Genomic DNA, 20,124 nt, shown 5'->3' on the forward strand with positions numbered 1-20,124 from the left:
GAAACCCCACACTACCATCGGCGATGCATCGTTTCACTGCTGAGTTCGGGATGGGATCAGGTGGTTCCAATGCTCTATGGTCGTCAAGAAATTCGGGTACTGAGTCGTGGCCAGCGGGCCTCGCTTCAGCAAATTGGGTATGTGACAGCTGTCGGTGTTTTGTGAAATCTCGAACTTTCGGTTCATTGCGTCTTCACACACCGCAATCTGGCCTTTCGACGCAAATTGCTTGGGTGTTATATGGTCAAGCCTCACGGGCAATTAGTATTGGTTAGCTCAACGCCTCACAGCGCTTACACACCCAACCTATCAACGTCGTAGTCTTCGACGGCCCTTCAGGGGACTCAAGGTCCCAGTGAGATCTCATCTTGAGGCTAGTTTCCCGCTTAGATGCTTTCAGCGGTTATCTATTCCGAACATAGCTACCCGGCAATGCCACTGGCGTGACAACCGGAACACCAGAGGTTCGTCCACTCCGGTCCTCTCGTACTAGGAGCAGCCCCTCTCAAATCTCAAACGTCCACGGCAGATAGGGACCGAACTGTCTCACGACGTTCTAAACCCAGCTCGCGTACCACTTTAAATGGCGAACAGCCATACCCTTGGGACCGGCTTCAGCCCCAGGATGTGATGAGCCGACATCGAGGTGCCAAACACCGCCGTCGATATGAACTCTTGGGCGGTATCAGCCTGTTATCCCCGGAGTACCTTTTATCCGTTGAGCGATGGCCCTTCCATACAGAACCACCGGATCACTAAGACCTACTTTCGTACCTGCTCGACGTGTCTGTCTCGCAGTCAAGCGCGCTTTTGCCTTTATACTCTACGACCGATTTCCGACCGGTCTGAGCGCACCTTCGTACTCCTCCGTTACTCTTTAGGAGGAGACCGCCCCAGTCAAACTACCCACCATACACTGTCCTCGATCCGGATAACGGACCTGAGTTAGAACCTCAAAGTTGCCAGGGTGGTATTTCAAGGTTGGCTCCACGCAGACTGGCGTCCACGCTTCAAAGCCTCCCACCTATCCTACACAAGCAAATTCAAAGTCCAGTGCAAAGCTATAGTAAAGGTTCACGGGGTCTTTCCGTCTAGCCGCGGATACACTGCATCTTCACAGCGATTTCAATTTCACTGAGTCTCGGGTGGAGACAGCGCCGCCATCGTTACGCCATTCGTGCAGGTCGGAACTTACCCGACAAGGAATTTCGCTACCTTAGGACCGTTATAGTTACGGCCGCCGTTTACCGGGGCTTCGATCAAGAGCTTCGCGTTAGCTAACCCCATCAATTAACCTTCCGGCACCGGGCAGGCGTCACACCCTATACGTCCACTTTCGTGTTTGCAGAGTGCTGTGTTTTTAATAAACAGTCGCAGCGGCCTGGTATCTTCGACCGGCATGGGCTTACGGAGCAAGTCCTTCACCCTCACCGGCGCACCTTCTCCCGAAGTTACGGTGCCATTTTGCCTAGTTCCTTCACCCGAGTTCTCTCAAGCGCCTTGGTATTCTCTACCCAACCACCTGTGTCGGTTTGGGGTACGGTTCCTGGTTACCTGAAGCTTAGAAGCTTTTCTTGGAAGCATGGCATCAACCACTTCGTTAACTAAAAGTTAACTCGTCATCAGCTCTCGGCCTTAGAATCCCGGATTTACCTAAGATTCCAGCCTACCACCTTAAACTTGGACAACCAACGCCAAGCTGGCCTAGCCTTCTCCGTCCCTCCATCGCAATAACCAGAAGTACAGGAATATTAACCTGTTTTCCATCGACTACGCTTTTCAGCCTCGCCTTAGGGACCGACTAACCCTGCGTCGATTAACGTTGCGCAGGAAACCTTGGTCTTTCGGCGTGGGTGTTTTTCACACCCATTATCGTTACTCATGTCAGCATTCGCACTTCTGATACCTCCAGCAAGCTTCTCAACTCACCTTCACAGGCTTACAGAACGCTCCTCTACCGCATCACTTACGTGATACCCGTAGCTTCGGTGTATGGTTTGAGCCCCGTTACATCTTCCGCGCAGGCCGACTCGACTAGTGAGCTATTACGCTTTCTTTAAAGGGTGGCTGCTTCTAAGCCAACCTCCTAGCTGTCTAAGCCTTCCCACATCGTTTCCCACTTAACCATAACTTTGGGACCTTAGCTGACGGTCTGGGTTGTTTCCCTTTTCACGACGGACGTTAGCACCCGCCGTGTGTCTCCCATGCTCGGCACTTGTAGGTATTCGGAGTTTGCATCGGTTTGGTAAGTCGGGATGACCCCCTAGCCGAAACAGTGCTCTACCCCCTACAGTGATACATGAGGCGCTACCTAAATAGCTTTCGAGGAGAACCAGCTATCTCCGAGCTTGATTAGCCTTTCACTCCGATCCACAGGTCATCCGCTAACTTTTCAACGGTAGTCGGTTCGGTCCTCCAGTTAGTGTTACCCAACCTTCAACCTGCCCATGGATAGATCGCCCGGTTTCGGGTCTATTCCCAGCGACTAGACGCCCTATTAAGACTCGCTTTCGCTACGCCTCCCCTATTCGGTTAAGCTCGCCACTGAAAATAAGTCGCTGACCCATTATACAAAAGGTACGCAGTCACCCAACAAAGTGGGCTCCCACTGCTTGTACGCATACGGTTTCAGGATCTATTTCACTCCCCTCTCCGGGGTTCTTTTCGCCTTTCCCTCACGGTACTAGTTCACTATCGGTCAGTCAGTAGTATTTAGCCTTGGAGGATGGTCCCCCCATATTCAGACAAAGTTTCTCGTGCTCCGTCCTACTCGATTTCATGACTAAGAGATTTTCGCGTACAGGGCTATCACCCACTATGGCCGCACTTTCCAGAGCGTTCCGCTAATCTCAAAGCCACTTAAGGGCTAGTCCCCGTTCGCTCGCCACTACTAAGGGAATCTCGGTTGATTTCTTTTCCTCAGGGTACTTAGATGTTTCAGTTCCCCTGGTTCGCCTCTTGCACCTATGTATTCAGTACAAGATAACCATCTTATGATGGCTGGGTTCCCCCATTCAGACATCTCCGGATCAAAGTCTGTTTGCCGACTCCCCGAAGCTTTTCGCAGGCTACCACGTCTTTCATCGCCTCTGACTGCCAAGGCATCCACCGTATGCGCTTCTTCACTTGACCATATAACCCCAAGCAATCTGGTTATACTGTGAAGACGACATTCGCCGAAAATTCGATCATACTCAATTAAGAGCCACTCACAAATTTTACCTTAGCCTGATCCGTTACCAGTGAAAGTAACGTTCAGTCTATCTTTCTATCACATACCCAAATTTTTAAAGAACGATCTAATCAAAGACTAGAAATCAACATTCACCATCATACTGATGGAATGCTCATTTCTAAGCTTTCATAACGCAGAAGCAGTAGTGGTGGAGCCAAACGGGATCGAACCGTTGACCTCCTGCGTGCAAGGCAGGCGCTCTCCCAGCTGAGCTATGGCCCCGTATTTCTACAGGCGTTTCCCACACAAAATTGGTGGGTCTGGGCAGATTCGAACTGCCGACCTCACCCTTATCAGGGGTGCGCTCTAACCAACTGAGCTACAGACCCAATTTCGGGCTGCTTCTTTATCGTCTTCTTCAATGAATCAAGCAATTCGTGTGGGAACTTATGGAGCAGCTGATGTCGTCGATTAAGGAGGTGATCCAGCCGCAGGTTCCCCTACGGCTACCTTGTTACGACTTCACCCCAGTCATGAATCACACCGTGGTAACCGTCCTCCCGAAGGTTAGACTAGCTACTTCTGGTGCAACCCACTCCCATGGTGTGACGGGCGGTGTGTACAAGGCCCGGGAACGTATTCACCGCGACATTCTGATTCGCGATTACTAGCGATTCCGACTTCACGCAGTCGAGTTGCAGACTGCGATCCGGACTACGATCGGTTTTCTGGGATTAGCTCCACCTCGCGGCTTGGCAACCCTCTGTACCGACCATTGTAGCACGTGTGTAGCCCAGGCCGTAAGGGCCATGATGACTTGACGTCATCCCCACCTTCCTCCGGTTTGTCACCGGCAGTCTCCTTAGAGTGCCCACCATGACGTGCTGGTAACTAAGGACAAGGGTTGCGCTCGTTACGGGACTTAACCCAACATCTCACGACACGAGCTGACGACAGCCATGCAGCACCTGTCTCAATGTTCCCGAAGGCACCAATCCATCTCTGGAAAGTTCATTGGATGTCAAGGCCTGGTAAGGTTCTTCGCGTTGCTTCGAATTAAACCACATGCTCCACCGCTTGTGCGGGCCCCCGTCAATTCATTTGAGTTTTAACCTTGCGGCCGTACTCCCCAGGCGGTCAACTTAATGCGTTAGCTGCGCCACTAAGAGCTCAAGGCTCCCAACGGCTAGTTGACATCGTTTACGGCGTGGACTACCAGGGTATCTAATCCTGTTTGCTCCCCACGCTTTCGCACCTCAGTGTCAGTATCAGTCCAGGTGGTCGCCTTCGCCACTGGTGTTCCTTCCTATATCTACGCATTTCACCGCTACACAGGAAATTCCACCACCCTCTACCATACTCTAGTCAGTCAGTTTTGAATGCAGTTCCCAGGTTGAGCCCGGGGATTTCACATCCAACTTAACAAACCACCTACGCGCGCTTTACGCCCAGTAATTCCGATTAACGCTTGCACCCTCTGTATTACCGCGGCTGCTGGCACAGAGTTAGCCGGTGCTTATTCTGTCGGTAACGTCAAAACCATCACGTATTAGGTAATGGCCCTTCCTCCCAACTTAAAGTGCTTTACAATCCGAAGACCTTCTTCACACACGCGGCATGGCTGGATCAGGCTTTCGCCCATTGTCCAATATTCCCCACTGCTGCCTCCCGTAGGAGTCTGGACCGTGTCTCAGTTCCAGTGTGACTGATCATCCTCTCAGACCAGTTACGGATCGTCGCCTTGGTGAGCCATTACCCCACCAACTAGCTAATCCGACCTAGGCTCATCTGATAGCGCAAGGCCCGAAGGTCCCCTGCTTTCTCCCGTAGGACGTATGCGGTATTAGCGTCCGTTTCCGAACGTTATCCCCCACTACCAGGCAGATTCCTAGGCATTACTCACCCGTCCGCCGCTCTCAAGAGAAGCAAGCTTCTCTCTACCGCTCGACTTGCATGTGTTAGGCCTGCCGCCAGCGTTCAATCTGAGCCATGATCAAACTCTTCAGTTCAAACATCTTTGGGTTTTTAAGAAACCCTAAACTTGGCTCAGCAATCGTTGGTTATTCTTTGATTTCTCGCGGAGTAACTTGTGATGCTGATAATCTTGTTGACTATCAGTCTGACTCCACAAGCACCCACACGAATTGCTTGATTCAGTTGTTAAAGAGCGGTTGGTTAAGAGCTTTCGTCTCAACCGAGGCGCGCATTCTACAGCAGCCTCATTTGCTGTCAAGTGATTATTTTCAGAAGCTTTCGAAGATTTCTTCAACAACTTCAACCACTTGCGCTTGCGATCTCTCGTTAGCGGGAGGCGAATTCTACAGCGTTACACGCTGCTGTCAACACCTCTTTTTTCTCCGCTTTCGACCGAGAAGATCGAATCGTTAATAGCGTCAAACAAAACGACTCTACCAACTCCTTCTGGGCTTCGATGAGCTGAAGCAAACCGCTGCCTTATCCTGCATAACTCATTGTTTACCAAGGAGTTTTACGTTTCGACTGCGCCGGAAGTGGGGCGAATTATAGACGTCCAGAATCTGCCGTCAACCATTAATTTGGTTTTCCTATCAATCTACTGAAGTTGATTAAAAAACCACCAAAACATGCTCCTCTATATATAGAAGAGCTCCCCCTAGATGACTCCCGCTTCTTTTAAAGCCTTCACATTCGCCAAGCCCAACCCCAACACATCCTGCAGCACCTTGGCCGTATGCTGCCCCAATAGAGGAGGCGCAGTACGGTATTCCACAGGCGTCTTGGATAACCGAATCGGACTGGCCACCAGTGGCACCACCCCTGACAACGCATGTGGCAGCTGTATCGCCAACCCTCGTGCCTTCACCTGAGGATCGGCAAACACCTGGGCCAGGTCATTGATCGGCCCGCAAGGCACACCAACCCGCTCCAGTTGTGACACCCACTCAGCCGTCGTCTTGAAGACCGTAACCTGGCGAATCAATGGAATCAGCTCAGCGCGGTTGGCTACCCGAAGCTTATTAGTAGAGAACCGTGGGTCATCCGCCCACTGCGGCTGCCCAGCCACTTCGGCGAACTTGCGAAATTGCCCGTCATTACCCACGGTCAATATGAAATCGCCATCCGCCGTAGGGAAATCCTGATAAGGCACGATATTCGGATGAGCATTACCCAGCCGTTTTGGCGCCGCTCCCGTGGCCAGGTAGTTCATCGCCTGATTAGCCAGGCAGGCCACCTGCACATCAAGCAACGCCATATCGATATGCTGCCCACCACCGTCATGATCCCGATGCGCCAGCGCAGCCAGGATCGCCACCGTCGAGTAGAGCCCAGTGAGAATGTCAGTCAACGCCACCCCCACCTTCACCGGCCCGGCCCCCTCATCACCTTCCGGCCGGCCGGTAAGACTCATCAGCCCACCCAACCCCTGGATCATGAAGTCATACCCCGCGCGAGCGGCATATGGCCCCGTCTGCCCGAAGCCAGTAATCGAGCAGTAGATCAACTCCGGATTCACCGTCTTGAGCGACTCGTAGTCCAACCCATACGCCGCTAGTCCACCCACCTTGAAGTTTTCGATCAAGATGTCGGACTTGGCCGCCAGATCTCTCACAAGTTGCTGCCCCTCCGGCCGCGTAAAATCGATAGTCACCGACTCTTTGTTGCGATTAGCCGACAAGTAGTACGCCGCTTCACTCGTGTTCTCGCCATCCACGTCCTTAAGGAAGGGCGGCCCCCAGGCGCGCGTATCGTCCCCGCTACCAGGTCGCTCAACCTTGATCACCTCAGCCCCAAGGTCCGCAAGGATCTGCCCGGACCAGGGGCCTGCCAACACTCGCGATAAATCCAATACCCGCAGATGCGAAAGCGCGCCCATGCAGTTCTCCTATTAATAGAACGCCTGAAGACCGGTTTGCGCGCGCCCCAGAATCAGGGCATGCACGTCATGGGTGCCCTCATAAGTGTTAACCACCTCCAGGTTCACCAGATGACGCGCCACCCCGAACTCATCGGAGATGCCATTGCCCCCCAACATGTCCCGCGCCATACGCGCGATGTCCAAGGACTTGCCGCACGAGTTGCGCTTCATGATCGATGTGATTTCAACCGCAGCCGTTCCCTCATCCTTCATACGCCCCAGACGCAGGCAGCCTTGCAGCGCCAGGGTGATCTCGGTCTGCATATCGGCCAGCTTCTTCTGGATCAATTGAGTTGCCGCCAATGGCCGGCCGAACTGCTGACGATCCAAGGTGTACTGGCGAGCGGTGTGCCAGCAAAACTCCGCGGCCCCCAAAGCCCCCCAGGAAATGCCATAACGCGCCGAGTTAAGGCAGGTGAAAGGACCCTTCAAGCCGCGCACATCCGGGAAAATGTTCTCTTCCGGCACAAACACGTTATCCATCACGATCTCACCGGTGATGGAGGCGCGCAGGCCGACCTTGCCGTGAATCGCTGGCGCACTCAGGCCCTTCCAGCCTTTCTCCAGGACAAACCCACGAATATCCCCAGCGTCGTCCTTGGCCCACACCACAAACACGTCCGCAATCGGGCTATTGGTGATCCACATTTTTGCGCCGCTCAGGCTATAGCCGCCATCCACTTTGCGTGCACGAGTAACCATCGCGCCGGGGTCGGAACCGTGATCAGGCTCGGTCAAACCAAAGCAGCCAATCCATTCGCCCGAGGCCAATTTCGGCAAATACTTCTGCTTTTGCGCTTCGGTGCCGAACTCATTGATAGGCACCATCACCAGTGAAGACTGCACACTCATCATCGAGCGATAACCGGAGTCGACGCGCTCAACCTCACGCGCAATCAGGCCGTAGCTGACGTAGTTCAAACCACTGCCCCCGTACTGCTCAGGAATCATTGCCCCCAGCAAACCGGTCTCACCCATTTCACGGAAAATCGCCGGATCGGTCTTTTCATGGCGAAAAGCTTCAAGCACACGCGGCGCCAGCTTGTCCTGGGCGAATTGCTCAGCACTGTCGCGCACCATGCGCTCTTCTTCGGTGAGCTGTTGATCCAGCAGCAGTGGATCGATCCAGTTGAAGCTTGCCTTGCCAGCCATGAATGAGTCCTCGCAAAGAAAATCAGAAGTCGTGCATGGAGCCTAGGCCGGGCAGGCAGGGAGAGCAAACGAGGTTTTTGCATAGGCTTGTGATAATTTCTCACTTCGTAACGCCTATAAGCGGCGCAGCTGCACTTTTTGTGTGAGGACAAGGTATATGCGCAGAAAAATCCCCAGCACCACCGCCCTCGTCAGTTTTGAAGCGGCAGCCCGCCACGAGAGCTTTACCAAGGCGGCGCATGAGCTTTCCATCACCCAAGGCGCCATTTGCCGACAGATCGCCAGCCTGGAGGAGTTTTTAAGTGTCGAGCTGTTTCGGCGCTCACGGCGCGGGGTAAAGCTGACGGAGGCGGGACTTTCATACAGCCGTCGCGTGGCCACCCAGCTGGACGCCGTGGAGCGCGACACCCTGTCCGTCATGGGACAGCAAGGCGCAAACACCATTGAACTGGCCGTGGTACCCACTTTTGGTACGCAATGGTTGATCCCTCGCCTCAAGGACTTTCAACGAGAGCATCCGGAGGTGACGGTAAACCTGACTAACCGCACGCGCCCCTTCCTCTTTGCCGATACAGAATTTGACGCAGCAATCTACTTCGGCGACGCAGATTGGTCCGGCACCGAATCCCACAGGCTAATGGGAGAAAATCCTGTCCCCGTGTGCAGCCCGCGACTATTGGGCGAACTTGAGCGATTCACCCCCCAGGAGATTGCAGAACTGCCATTGCTTCAACAGACCACCCGCCCTTACGCCTGGCGCCAATGGTTCAACGCCCAGCAACTGAACGTACCCCGCGACATGACAGGCCCACGTTACGAGCTATTCTCGATGTTGTCTCAAGCCGCCATGCATGACATGGGTATTGCACTGATCCCGCCATTCCTTATCCAGCGAGAACTGGACGAGCAGCGACTGGTGATCGCAAGCCCGCAGGCACTGACCAGTTCGAAGGCTTATTACCTGATGATTCCTGACAGAAAAGTCGAATCAGCTTCACTGCACGCGTTCAGAGACTGGTTGATAGACCAATCGCAGCGCTACAGCCCCAGCACTTAAAGGACAAGCCTCACATGCTGACTTTGTAGTCAGCTAAATTTAAAGCCTACAGATGTACGTATATGTCGCATTTAAGCAGACTGTACCTGTCAGCCTGAAACAAGGCTTAAAGCCATGATTTTCGTGGCTTGTAGCGACTCCTATCAGCCAATGCCCGACTATTCACATCAACGATGGAAAAAAACACACGAACCAGCTGAAGCCCTTTAAGCACCTGTATTTAAAGAGGTTATTTCAGACCGTTGCGACAATCAGTCACAGGGTGACTTGTAGTTAATTTTTCGTCACCCGTCATAATCCCTTGAAGGCCGTAAAGTTCGCCTGCAAAATGCCGCGCCCCGCTGTCATTTCAGCGGGATCGTGCTGATCGGCCGCCCCAGCTGCGCCACTCGCGGTGCACTGGCCTTTTTACAAAAAGATCAAAAGCAAAAAGATCATGCAGGAGATTTGACGTGCACATTGGTGTTCCTCTCGAAACCCAGACCGGTGAAACGCGGGTGGCTGCCACCCCGGAAACCATCAAGAAGCTGATCGGCCAGGGCCATAAGGTCACTGTTCAAAGCGGCGCCGGCCTCAAGGCCAGCATCGTCGACAGTGCCTATGAAGCAGCAGGCGCGACCATTGGCAGTGCCGGCGATGCGTTTGGCGCCGAGCTGATTCTCAAGGTGGTCGCCCCCAGCGACAGCGAACTGGCGCTGATCAAAAGCGGCACTGTGTTGGTGGGCATGCTCAATCCGTTCAGCAACGAAACCATTGCCAAGCTGGCCGAGCAGGGCATCACTGCCTTTGCGCTGGAAGCTGCGCCACGTACCTCGCGGGCCCAGAGCCTCGACGTGCTGTCTTCCCAGGCCAACATCGCCGGCTATAAAGCCGTGTTGCTGGCCGCCCATCACTACCCGCGTTTCATGCCGATGCTGATGACCGCCGCCGGTACGGTCAAAGCCGCGCGCGTGCTGATCCTCGGCGCCGGCGTCGCGGGCCTGCAGGCGATCGCCACGGCGAAACGCCTGGGCGCCGTGATCGAAGCTTCCGACGTGCGCCCTGCGGTAAAAGAGCAGATCGAATCCCTTGGCGCCAAGTTCGTCGATGTCCCCTACGAAACCGACGAAGAACGTGAATGCGCCGTCGGTGTTGGCGGCTACGCACGCCCGATGCCCAGCAGTTGGATGCAACGCCAGGCCCAAGCCGTGCACGAGCGCGCCAAGCAGGCAGACATTGTCATCACCACCGCCCTGATCCCCGGCCGCAAGGCGCCGACGCTGCTCAGCGCCGACACCGTCGCGCAGATGAAGCCCGGCTCGGTGGTGATCGACCTCGCCGCCGCCCAGGGTGGCAACTGCCCGCTGACCGTCGCCGACCAGGTGGTGGTGGAGAACGGCGTGATCATCTGCGGCCCAACCAACCTGGCCGGTGCCGTCGCCGCCGACGCCTCAGCTTTATATGCGCGCAACCTGCTGGACTTCCTGAAGCTGGTCTTCAACAAGGAAGGGCAGTTTGAAATCAACCTCGAAGACGACATCGTCGCCGCGTGCCTCATGTGCCGCGACGGCCAAGTCATCCGCAAAAACGCCTAAGCAGGGATTCAGACGATGGAAGAGCTTATCTCCCCCGGTATCTACAACCTGATCATCTTTGTGCTGGCGATTTATGTCGGTTACCACGTGGTCTGGAACGTGACGCCCGCGCTGCACACGCCGCTGATGGCAGTGACCAACGCGATTTCCGCGATCGTGATCGTAGGCGCCATGCTGGCTGCCGCCCTCACCGTGACCCCGCTGGGCAAGACCATGGGCACCCTGGCTGTGGCCCTCGCAGCCGTAAACGTGTTCGGCGGTTTCCTGGTAACTCGCAGGATGCTGGAGATGTTCAAGAAGAAAGCCCCGAAAGCAAAAGAAGAGGCGCCGAAGTAATGAGCATGAATCTGGTGACGACGCTGTACCTGATCGCGTCGATCTGCTTTATCCAGGCCCTCAAAGGCCTGTCGCATCCCACTACGTCGCGACGCGGCAACCTGTTCGGCATGCTCGGCATGGCGCTGGCGGTACTCACGACCGTAGGCCTCATCTATAAGCTCGGCGCTGAGCTGGCCACCGCCGGTATCGGCTACGTGATCGTCGGCCTGCTGGTCGGCGGCACCGCCGGCTCGGTCATGGCCAAGCGCGTAGAAATGACCAAGATGCCCGAACTGGTCGCCTTCATGCACAGCATGATCGGCCTGGCCGCGGTGTTTATCGCGATTGCCGCCGTGGTCGAGCCGCAGTCCCTGGGCATCGTCAAACACCTGGGCGATGCGATCCCGGCGGGCAACCGCCTGGAGCTGTTCCTCGGCGCGGCCATCGGTGCGATTACCTTCTCCGGTTCGGTGATCGCGTTCGGCAAGCTGTCGGGCAAGTACAAGTTCCGCCTGTTCCAAGGCGCACCGGTACAGTTTGGCGGCCAGCACAAGATCAACCTGGTGCTCGGCCTTGCAACACTCGGCCTGGGGCTGGCGTTCATGTTCACCGGCAACCTCACCGCCTTTGCGCTGATGCTGGCATTGGCGTTCGTGCTCGGCGTGCTGATCATCATCCCAATCGGCGGCGCCGATATGCCGGTTGTTGTGTCGATGCTCAACAGCTACTCCGGCTGGGCCGCGGCGGGCATCGGCTTCTCGCTGAACAACTCGATGCTGATCATTGCCGGTTCGCTGGTGGGTTCAAGCGGTGCGATCCTGTCGTACATCATGTGCAAGGCGATGAACCGCTCCTTCTTTAATGTACTGCTCGGCGGTTTCGGCAATGCGCCGGATGCCGGTGCCGCAGCCGGCTCTAAAGAAGCACGCCCGGTAAAATCCGGCTCGGCCGACGACGCCACGTTCCTGCTGACCAACGCCGACACCGTGATCATCGTTCCAGGCTATGGCCTGGCAGTGGCACGGGCACAGCATGCCCTGAAGGAACTGACCGAGAAGCTGACCCACCGTGGCGTGACCGTGAAATACGCGATCCACCCGGTGGCCGGCCGTATGCCTGGGCATATGAACGTCCTGCTGGCCGAGGCGGAAGTGCCTTACGACCAGGTGTTCGAGATGGAGGATATCAACTCCGAATTCGGCCAGGCTGACGTGGTGCTGGTGCTGGGCGCGAACGACGTGGTCAACCCGGCCGCCAAGAACGACCCCAACTCGCCGATTGCCGGCATGCCGATCCTGGAAGCGTTCAAGGCCAAGACCATCATCGTCAACAAGCGCTCGATGGCCAGTGGTTATGCCGGGCTGGATAACGAACTGTTCTACCTGGACAAGACCATGATGGTCTTCGGTGATGCCAAGAAGGTCATCGAAGACATGGTCAAGGCCGTCGAGTAACACTGCGCCAGAGCAATACCCGAAACCCTGGCCTCCAGTAGGCTGGGGTTTTTTATTACCCCATGAAACCCGACCAAAGGCTCTAAATCGCTGCCCCGCATTCGACCATGGTAGCGGGCCGAAATTTTTTGAAATCACTACACTGCCCACCTTGCTTCCGTAGCCTGAGATAACAATTCATGTACCGTGATCGTATCCGCTTGCCTTCGTTGTTGAACAAGGTCATGAGCGCGGCAGACGCCGCCGCACTGATCGAGGACGGCATGACCGTCGGCATGAGCGGCTTCACCCGTGCCGGTGAAGCCAAGGCCGTGCCCCACGCCCTGGCCGAACGCGCCAAGACGTCCCCGCTGAAAATCACCCTGATGACCGGCGCCAGCCTGGGTAACGACCTGGATAAGCAGTTGACCGAAGCCGGCGTGCTGTCCCGCCGCATGCCGTTCCAGGTCGATAGCACGTTGCGCAAGGCGATCAACGCCGGCGAAGTGATGTTTATCGATCAGCACCTGTCGGAAACCGTCGAGCAACTGCGCAACAACCAGCTCAAGCTGCCGGACATAGCCGTCATCGAGGCCGTTGCGATCACCGAACAAGGCCATATCGTGCCCACCACGTCTGTGGGTAACTCCGCCAGCTTCGCGATTTTCGCCAAGCAAGTGATCGTCGAGATCAACCTGGCACACAACCCGAATCTGGAAGGGCTGCACGACATCTATATCCCGACCTACCGGCCAACCCGTACGCCGATCCCGCTGGTAAAGGTCGACGACCGCATCGGCAGCACCGCGATCCCGATCCCGCCGGAGAAGATCGTCGCCATCGTGATCACCAATCAGGCCGACTCAGCCTCCACCGTGACACCACCCGACAGCGACACCCAGGGCATCGCCAACCACCTGATCAACTTCCTCAAGCAGGAAGTGGACGCCGGGCGCATGACCAACAAGCTTGGTCCGCTGCAGGCCGGGATCGGCAACATTGCCAACGCAGTGATGTGCGGCCTGATCGATTCGCCGTTCGAAGACCTGACCATGTATTCGGAAGTGTTGCAGGACTCGACGTTCGACCTGATCGACGCCGGCAAACTGAGCTTTGCCTCAGGCAGCTCGATCACCCTGTCGGAGCGGCGCAATGCCGACGTGTTCGGCAACTTGGAGCACTACAAAGACAAGCTGGTGCTGCGCCCGCAGGAAATTTCCAATCACCCTGAAGTAGTGCGGCGCCTGGGCATTATCGGCATCAACACGGCGCTGGAGTTCGACATTTACGGCAACGTCAACTCCACCCACATCTGCGGCACGCGGATGATGAACGGCATCGGCGGTTCCGGCGACTTTGCGCGCAACGCGCACCTGGCGATCTTCGTCACCAAGTCGATTGCCAAGGGCGGCGCGATTTCCAGCGTGGTGCCGATGGTCAGCCATGTGGACCACACCGAGCACGACGTCGACATCCTGGTCACCGAAGTAGGCCTCGCGGACCTGCGGGGCCTGGCGCCACGGGAGCGGGCCCGGGTGATCATCGACAACTGTGTGCATCCGGCATACCGCGATGCGCTGAACACTTACTTCAACACAGCCTGCGCCATCGGTGGCCACACCCCACACATCCTGCGCGAAGCACTGAGTTGGCACATTAACCTGGAAGAAACCGGGCATATGCTCAAGGCTTGATTGATACAGATTCGAGCTGACGCAAACACAGTTTCGTCAGCTCGATGCCACACCCCTCGCTTCTTGAAAAAACTGTACTGCTGTACCGGTCATTTCCTACCGAAAATTCCCACACTCACCTCACAAAATGCTTATTTCGCACTGTTTCAGTGCAGACAGGTACAGTTGCCCCATTTCCGTACAGTACAGCACCTATAAACAGTTAACTGGCCCCTCACAATACAGGTGAACTGTATCTAGAGAGTCTTGCGCCGGAGGAGGATCATTGGCATCAGTTAAACCACTACCTAATCCCGCCACAAGCGGAAGGATGTCATCATGGAACGTACACTCAGTTCCGAACTGTTCTTCGAAGAAAAAGCTGTAAACACCCAGGCTTCCCTGCCTTTGCGCGTTCTCGCCAACCTGATGTTGTGGCAGCGCCGCATCTCCAGCCGCCATCAACTGGCTCGTCTGGATTCGCGTCTGCTGGCTGATGCCGGTATCAGCGAAGCTCAACGCTATGAAGAGCTGAGCAAGCCGTTCTGGCGTTAATTGACGCCCGCTGGCCCTGACCTACCGGGTCCACTGCCAGCACTGATTTGTCAAAACAAAGCCCGCCCCGGGAGACCGGAGGCGGGCTTTGTTGTTTTCCGGGAGAGCCTTCTTTCCGTCCAAACAGAAGCCATTCATCCAAACCAGTACAGTTCAAAAAATATAACAGTTAAGCAGTACAATTAAACATTGGTGTATCTGTAACGGTCAGAGCCACTCGCCCACCATGGCGTTCCAGGACCTCACGAAAGGCGCTCACCATGGACACCCAACCCTCTCTCTATAAACGGCTGTTACACAGGACAGCTTCCACGCTGGCCAAGTGGCTCCGCCACGCCTACGAACGCCGCCAACTGGCGCAGCTCGATCTTCGAGAACTCTCCGATGTCGGCATCAGCCCGGGAGACCGAATGGCCGAGTTGTCCAAGCCGTTCTGGCGAGACTAGGCAGTCAAGAAGCTTTCCGAACGGATAAACAGCGGCTTAATATCCATGCACAACGTGGCGAACCGTTTAGGACAGGCGTCTGATTCCCAATGGCCGCCCTGCGCCACCTTATTCGTTCACCTACAGGAGTCACCCCATGTCCCGTATTCGCCTGCTGAGTGCTGCTGCCCTGCTGGCCCTGGCCACCAACGCCAGCGCATCCAGCTTCATCGTGACCACCGACTCCATTGTCGGCGCACTGAAGGCTACTTCCGACGCCACCTCCGATGCCACTTCGTCACTGCGGGATAACAAGGTCGTGCGCGCCGCCCGTGACGACGCAGCCAGCTTCGTCGCAAGCGAAGGCGCCATTCGTGGTGTGAAGCTGGAAAGCGCCCTGGCCCAGATCCGCCAACAGGTGCCGCAACTGAACACCGCGACTGACGCACAGCTGGCCCAAGCCATCCTGGCTATTTGAATGAGTTGACACAAAGGGAGCGTCCGTCGCTCCCCGATGCCGCCGCACTGGCTCTCGCCCGGGCATTACGCTAGCCTTGGCGCTCGCTTTCAGTTGTCGAGTCCCATGGCTTTTTCATACCGCCTGCTAATAGTCCCTGTGTGTTTGTGTGCCAGCTGGTCGCCATTGGCTTCGGCCTTCGACCTGACCATCCAAGGTACCGTCGCGAGTGCGTACGCCACCAGCAAGGTGACCTCCGCGCCTTTCGACAGGAAAGTAGTCGTGGCGGCCCAGGATGATGCCGCTGCGTTTATCGCCACTGACGGCCAATGGCGGGGCGCACGGCTCGAATCCGCGCTGGATTACCTGCGCCGTACCCAACCAAAACTTAACGCCAGCGACCTTGAACTGGCGCAGGCAATTCTCGTCCAATAATCATCTTTGTATTTCGGAGTCATTCCATGCGTAGCCCGCTGATCGCCGCCACCCTTGGCCTGCTGTTGTTGGCCGACGTTGCCCAGGCACATACCCTGGTGGCCACCAGTAACATCATTGTTCGCGCCTCTGGCCGCACCATTGATTTCACTTCGGACACCACCACCTCCATCCGCGACTCCAAAGTCGTGCGCGAAGCCCACGATGACGCGGCCAGTTTCGTCGCCACCAACGGCGAGATCCGCGGCGCACAGTTGGAAGCCGCCTTCGACACCCTGCGCACCCGCCTGCCGGAAGCGCGCGATGCCAGCGACCAGACCCTCGCCGAAGCTATCCTCGCTCTGTGAGGCGCCTTGTCGCCTGGCTCCTGGCCGGGACTGTGCTGCTGTGTGCCAGTACAGCCCAGGCCAGCCTGCAACTGCGGCTCAAGACAGATGGCTTGAGCCCGGCCGAACAGCAGGCCAGCCAGGCATTGCTCGATGAGGCGATGCGCTCGCTGCCACCGCGCTTCGTCGAGCAGTTGGACCGGCGCATCGATGTCGGCTGGACCGACAAGATGCCCGAAAATGCCTATGGCCAGGCTTCGTTGGTGGCCGAGCTGGACCTCAACCGCAACCTGCTCGACAGCCTGACCGACGGCAGCGCCGCCACGCAGAAAACCAATCGCCCCCACGGCACCGTGCGACGGGAAATGCTCGCGACCGTGCTGCATGAACTGACCCACATCTATGACCGTGCGCGCCTGTGGCCCAAGGACGAACGCGCGCTGATCCAGCGTTGCAGCCGCCAGAACAACATCACCGGCCTGATCGGCCTGCCCGATCAATGCCGTGGCCAGAATGACCGGCGCTTCACCCTCAGCGATGACCCGCGCCTGCTGGACCTGGCGGGTTGGCCGCAATATGTCGGCCGTCGCGGTGAGCGCGAACAACACAACCGTCAGGTCGCGCGCAGCCCGGATATCTACGAAACCACCAGCCCGCTGGAATTCGTAGCCGTCAATATGGAGTACTTCCTCCTCGACCCAAGCTATGCCTGCCGGCGCCCCGCGCTGTTCCGCTATTACAAGGAACACTTCGGCTGGGCCCCTCCGGAACAAGACACCTGCGCCAAGACCTACGCGTTCCTCAACGCCGGCAACGATTTCGCCAAGACACCCCTGGGCCACGTCGACCCCGAGCGGGTCTACGAAATCGACTACCTGCTGGCCGAAGCCAACCAGAACCTGGTCAGCCGCTGGGGCCACAGTATGTTGCGCCTGGTGATCTGCGCGCCGGGCCGCCCCCGTGGGCCGGACTGCCGGCTCGACCTGGACCAGCACCTGGTGCTGTCCTATCGCGCCTTCGTCGGCGATGTACAGCTGTCCAGCTGGGACGGCCTGGTGGGCAAGTACCCGTCACGGCTGTTCGTGTTGCCGCTGGCCCAAGTGATTGACGAATACACCAAGACCGAACTGCGCGGCCTGGCGTCCGTGCCGCTGAAACTGTCGCGCCAGGAGATCAACGACACCGTCGAGCACGCCGCTGAAATGCATTGGAGCTATGACGGCAACTATTACTTCCTGTCCAACAATTGCGCGGTCGAAAGCCTGAAACTGCTGCGCAGCGGCAGCGCCAACCCGCAGCTGACCGGCCTGGACAACATCACGCCGAATGGCCTGCTGGAAGTGCTGCAAGCCCGCGGCCTGGCGGATACCAGCGTACTCAACGACAAACGCGAGGCCATGCGCCTGGGGTATCACTTCGACTCCTTCCGCGAACGCTACCAGGCCATGTTCGACGTGCTGCGCAAACACCTGCCGATCAAACAGACCCAGGTTGAAGACTGGCTGTCCCTCAGCGCCGAAGAGCGCCGCCAGTGGTTTGACCAGGCCGACCTGCGCACCAGCGCCGCACTGCTGCTGCTGGAACAGGCGAGCTTTCGCAAACAGCTGATGCTGGCCCAGGACGAAGTCAAGCAACGCTACCTCGGTGCACGCGAGCTGAAAAACGGCGGCATGGAGAAAGCTAACGCCACACTGCAGCAGATCCTCGCCAACAGTGGCTTCCTCAGCCGTCCGGCAGAACTGCTGGGCAGCGGTGGCTATGGCCTGCCGCAACCATCGGAAGCCAAGCGCCTGGAATCGGAAAGCGCCGAGCGCCAGAAGCAGCTGCAATCGCTCACCGGCGAGCTGGATAAAGAGGTGAGGGCGCTGCTGGATCCGTCCCGCGCGGCCGAAATTGCCGCGTGTGAAGCCAACCTCAAGCAGGTGGGTGAACACCTGCGCAAACTGCACAAAGCAGCGGGCGGCCTCGAGCTGCCCTGAAGTACACGGAATAAACACATTCCAATGTGGGAGCAAGTCCCCTCCCACATTTGAATTGTGTACACCTGAAGACCGTACATCTTCCCACCACCAACTGTTTTACCAACGAAAGCTGGCTGAAAGCTAACGCGTCTAGGATCGCCCCCAACTGCCGGCAACAGACCGGCTGTACACAACAACAATGGTGATCCCCGATGTCCGTCCGTACCCGCCTGTTCGCCCCAACTCCACCCGTACGCCTCGTGCCCTTCGTTCTGCGCTGACCCCACCCGGTTCGCCAATCCCTAGCCGCGCTACGCCTGGAGTACTCCTATGCTGACTTTCCTTGGCTTTGCCATGGTCATCACGTTCATGTTCCTGATCATGACCAAGCGCCTGTCCGCGCTGATCGCCCTGATCATCGTGCCTATCCTGTTCGCGCTGTTCGGCGGTTTCGCACCGAAGATCGGCCCGATGATGCTCGAAGGCATCACCAAGCTCGCGCCCACCGGCGTGATGCTGATGTTCGCCATCCTCTATTTTGCCCTGATGATCGACTCCGGCCTGTTCGACCCGGCCGTGCGCAAGATCCTCAAGATGGTCAAGGGCGACCCGCTGAAGGTGTCGGTCGGCACCGCCGTGCTGGCCCTGGTGGTGTCCCTCGACGGTGACGGCGCCACCACCTACATGATCTGCGTGGCCGCCATGCTGCCGCTGTACCAGCGCATCGGTATGAGCCCGCGGATCATGGCCGGCCTGATCATCCTCGCCGGTGGCGTGATGAACATGACCCCCTGGGGCGGCCCGACCGCCCGCGCCGCCAGTGCGCTGCACGTGGACCCCTCGGATATTTTCGTCCCGATGATCCCGGCGATGGCCGCCGGTGTGGTGGCGATCCTGGTGATTGCCTACATGTACGGCAAGCGCGAACGGGCGCGCCTGGGTGAACTGCACCTGCAAGGCGACGAGATCGACCACAGCGAGATCAGCGTGTCGCAATACCCGGATGCCCGCCGTCCGAAGCTGATCTGGTTCAACGGTGCCCTGACCCTGGCCCTGATGTGCACCCTGATCGCCGGCCTGTTGCCGCTGCCGGTGCTGTTCATGGTGGCATTCAGTATCGCGATGATCGTCAACTACCCGTGCCTGCAACAGCAGAAAGACCGCGTCGCCGCCCACGCCGGCAGCGTATTGGCGGTGGTAGGGTTGATCTTCGCCGCAGGGATCTTCACCGGCATCCTGTCGGGCACCGGCATGGTCGATGCCATGTCCAAGAGCCTGCTGGCCGTCATTCCGGAAGCCATGGGCCCTTACCTGGCGGTGATCACCGCACTGGTGAGCATGCCGTTCACCTTCTTCATGTCCAACGATGCGTTCTACTACGGCGTACTGCCAGTACTCGCCGAAGCCGCCAGCCACTACGGCATCACCGCGGTGGAAATGGCTCGCGCCTCGATCGTTGGCCAGCCCGTGCACTTGCTCAGCCCGCTGGTACCGTCGACCTACCTGTTGGTGGCCCTGGCCGGTATCGAATTTGGCGATCACCAACGCTTCACCTTGAAGTGGGCAGTACTGGTATGCCTGTGCATAATGTTCGCCGCATTGCTGATGGGGATTTTTCCGCTGTTCAGCACTCTATAATCGTACCGACTCACTCACCGCGCGGCGCTGCAGCTTGCGCGGTTTAACAC

General features: G+C 57.2%; 14 protein-coding genes, 2 tRNA genes and 3 rRNA genes. 12 read left to right on the forward strand and 7 right to left on the reverse strand.

All coding sequences use genetic code 11. The features are described 5' to 3' along the window. The 7 genes from rrf to BB029_RS00085 all read right to left on the reverse strand — a co-directional run. A 5S ribosomal RNA gene (gene rrf, locus BB029_RS00055) occupies positions 1-88 on the reverse strand; the annotation flags it as partial. Positions 89-240: 152 nt separating this feature from the next. Then, positions 241-3,132, reverse strand: a 23S ribosomal RNA gene (locus tag BB029_RS00060). Between the two features lie 249 nt (positions 3,133-3,381). After that, positions 3,382-3,457, reverse strand: a tRNA-Ala gene (locus tag BB029_RS00065). A gap of 30 nt (positions 3,458-3,487) precedes the next feature. Next, positions 3,488-3,564, reverse strand: a tRNA-Ile gene (locus tag BB029_RS00070). Positions 3,565-3,647: 83 nt separating this feature from the next. Then, positions 3,648-5,184, reverse strand: a 16S ribosomal RNA gene (locus BB029_RS00075). Between the two features lie 623 nt (positions 5,185-5,807). Next, positions 5,808-7,028, reverse strand: a complete 1,221-nt coding sequence (locus BB029_RS00080; protein ID WP_065937842.1) for a CaiB/BaiF CoA-transferase family protein — start codon at positions 7,026-7,028, stop codon at positions 5,808-5,810. Between the two features lie 12 nt (positions 7,029-7,040). Beyond that, the gene (locus BB029_RS00085; protein ID WP_065937843.1) at positions 7,041-8,222 is read right to left on the reverse strand and encodes an acyl-CoA dehydrogenase; all 1,182 of its coding nucleotides are present in this window, start codon (positions 8,220-8,222) and stop codon (positions 7,041-7,043) included. A gap of 157 nt (positions 8,223-8,379) precedes the next feature. Between BB029_RS00085 and BB029_RS00090 the strand changes: the two genes are divergently transcribed. The 12 genes from BB029_RS00090 (at position 8,380) to BB029_RS00145 (ending at position 20,074) form a co-directional block, all read left to right on the forward strand. Continuing rightward, complete coding sequence (locus BB029_RS00090) at positions 8,380-9,279, forward strand: LysR family transcriptional regulator (RefSeq protein WP_065937844.1); 900 nt, start codon at positions 8,380-8,382, stop codon at positions 9,277-9,279. Positions 9,280-9,731: 452 nt separating this feature from the next. Next, a complete protein-coding gene (locus tag BB029_RS00095) occupies positions 9,732-10,853 on the forward strand; it encodes a Re/Si-specific NAD(P)(+) transhydrogenase subunit alpha (RefSeq protein WP_065937845.1) in 1,122 nt (373 codons plus the stop codon). A 15-nt stretch (positions 10,854-10,868) separates the two neighbouring features. Next, positions 10,869-11,189 carry an NAD(P) transhydrogenase subunit alpha gene (locus BB029_RS00100; RefSeq protein ID WP_003220416.1) on the forward strand — a complete coding sequence of 107 codons (321 nt, stop codon included), beginning with the start codon at positions 10,869-10,871 and terminating at the stop codon, positions 11,187-11,189. Then, a complete protein-coding gene (locus BB029_RS00105) occupies positions 11,189-12,625 on the forward strand; it encodes an NAD(P)(+) transhydrogenase (Re/Si-specific) subunit beta (protein WP_065937846.1) in 1,437 nt (478 codons plus the stop codon). Before BB029_RS00100 ends, BB029_RS00105 begins: the two co-directional genes overlap by 1 nt. 179 nt (positions 12,626-12,804) lie before the next feature. Further along, a complete protein-coding gene (locus BB029_RS00110) occupies positions 12,805-14,298 on the forward strand; it encodes an acetyl-CoA hydrolase/transferase family protein (RefSeq protein ID WP_065937847.1) in 1,494 nt (497 codons plus the stop codon). 318 nt (positions 14,299-14,616) lie between these two features. Continuing rightward, the gene (locus BB029_RS00115) at positions 14,617-14,832 is read left to right on the forward strand and encodes a DUF1127 domain-containing protein (protein ID WP_003187413.1); all 216 of its coding nucleotides are present in this window, start codon (positions 14,617-14,619) and stop codon (positions 14,830-14,832) included. A 260-nt stretch (positions 14,833-15,092) separates the two neighbouring features. Then, positions 15,093-15,278: a DUF1127 domain-containing protein gene (locus tag BB029_RS00120; protein ID WP_027608005.1), complete on the forward strand. Its 186-nt coding sequence runs from the start codon at positions 15,093-15,095 to the stop codon at positions 15,276-15,278. A 136-nt stretch (positions 15,279-15,414) separates the two neighbouring features. After that, a complete protein-coding gene (locus tag BB029_RS00125; protein ID WP_065937848.1) occupies positions 15,415-15,735 on the forward strand; it encodes a DUF2388 domain-containing protein in 321 nt (106 codons plus the stop codon). A gap of 105 nt (positions 15,736-15,840) precedes the next feature. Then, positions 15,841-16,149, forward strand: coding sequence for a DUF2388 domain-containing protein (locus BB029_RS00130; protein ID WP_027608007.1), 309 nt, complete (start codon positions 15,841-15,843; stop codon positions 16,147-16,149). 26 nt (positions 16,150-16,175) lie between these two features. After that, positions 16,176-16,496 carry a DUF2388 domain-containing protein gene (locus tag BB029_RS00135; protein ID WP_027608008.1) on the forward strand — a complete coding sequence of 107 codons (321 nt, stop codon included), beginning with the start codon at positions 16,176-16,178 and terminating at the stop codon, positions 16,494-16,496. Then, positions 16,493-18,454, forward strand: coding sequence for a DUF4105 domain-containing protein (locus tag BB029_RS00140; RefSeq protein ID WP_065937849.1), 1,962 nt, complete (start codon positions 16,493-16,495; stop codon positions 18,452-18,454). The genes BB029_RS00135 and BB029_RS00140 overlap by 4 nt, the downstream gene beginning before the upstream one ends. 312 nt (positions 18,455-18,766) lie before the next feature. Further along, positions 18,767-20,074 carry a CitMHS family transporter gene (locus BB029_RS00145; protein WP_003170826.1) on the forward strand — a complete coding sequence of 436 codons (1,308 nt, stop codon included), beginning with the start codon at positions 18,767-18,769 and terminating at the stop codon, positions 20,072-20,074. The last annotated feature ends 50 nt before the right edge of the window (positions 20,075-20,124 follow it).

Source organism: Pseudomonas sp. S3E12 (assembly GCF_001702295.1).
Lineage (GTDB): Bacteria > Pseudomonadota > Gammaproteobacteria > Pseudomonadales > Pseudomonadaceae > Aquipseudomonas > Aquipseudomonas marginalis.

What these genes read in the sequence shown, in the direction of transcription:
- BB029_RS00080 (WP_065937842.1), bottom strand. Translation starts at nt 7,028, where the DNA reads ATGGGCGCGCTTTCGCATCTGCGGGTATTGGATTTATCGCGAGTGTTG.
- BB029_RS00085 (WP_065937843.1), bottom strand. Translation starts at nt 8,222, where the DNA reads ATGGCTGGCAAGGCAAGCTTCAACTGGATCGATCCACTGCTGCTGGAT.
- BB029_RS00090 (WP_065937844.1), top strand. Translation starts at nt 8,380, where the DNA reads ATGCGCAGAAAAATCCCCAGCACCACCGCCCTCGTCAGTTTTGAAGCG.
- BB029_RS00100 (WP_003220416.1), top strand. Translation starts at nt 10,869, where the DNA reads ATGGAAGAGCTTATCTCCCCCGGTATCTACAACCTGATCATCTTTGTG.
- BB029_RS00105 (WP_065937846.1), top strand. Translation starts at nt 11,189, where the DNA reads ATGAGCATGAATCTGGTGACGACGCTGTACCTGATCGCGTCGATCTGC.
- BB029_RS00110 (WP_065937847.1), top strand. Translation starts at nt 12,805, where the DNA reads ATGTACCGTGATCGTATCCGCTTGCCTTCGTTGTTGAACAAGGTCATG.
- BB029_RS00115 (WP_003187413.1), top strand. Translation starts at nt 14,617, where the DNA reads ATGGAACGTACACTCAGTTCCGAACTGTTCTTCGAAGAAAAAGCTGTA.
- BB029_RS00120 (WP_027608005.1), top strand. Translation starts at nt 15,093, where the DNA reads ATGGACACCCAACCCTCTCTCTATAAACGGCTGTTACACAGGACAGCT.
- BB029_RS00125 (WP_065937848.1), top strand. Translation starts at nt 15,415, where the DNA reads ATGTCCCGTATTCGCCTGCTGAGTGCTGCTGCCCTGCTGGCCCTGGCC.
- BB029_RS00130 (WP_027608007.1), top strand. Translation starts at nt 15,841, where the DNA reads ATGGCTTTTTCATACCGCCTGCTAATAGTCCCTGTGTGTTTGTGTGCC.
- BB029_RS00135 (WP_027608008.1), top strand. Translation starts at nt 16,176, where the DNA reads ATGCGTAGCCCGCTGATCGCCGCCACCCTTGGCCTGCTGTTGTTGGCC.
- BB029_RS00145 (WP_003170826.1), top strand. Translation starts at nt 18,767, where the DNA reads ATGCTGACTTTCCTTGGCTTTGCCATGGTCATCACGTTCATGTTCCTG.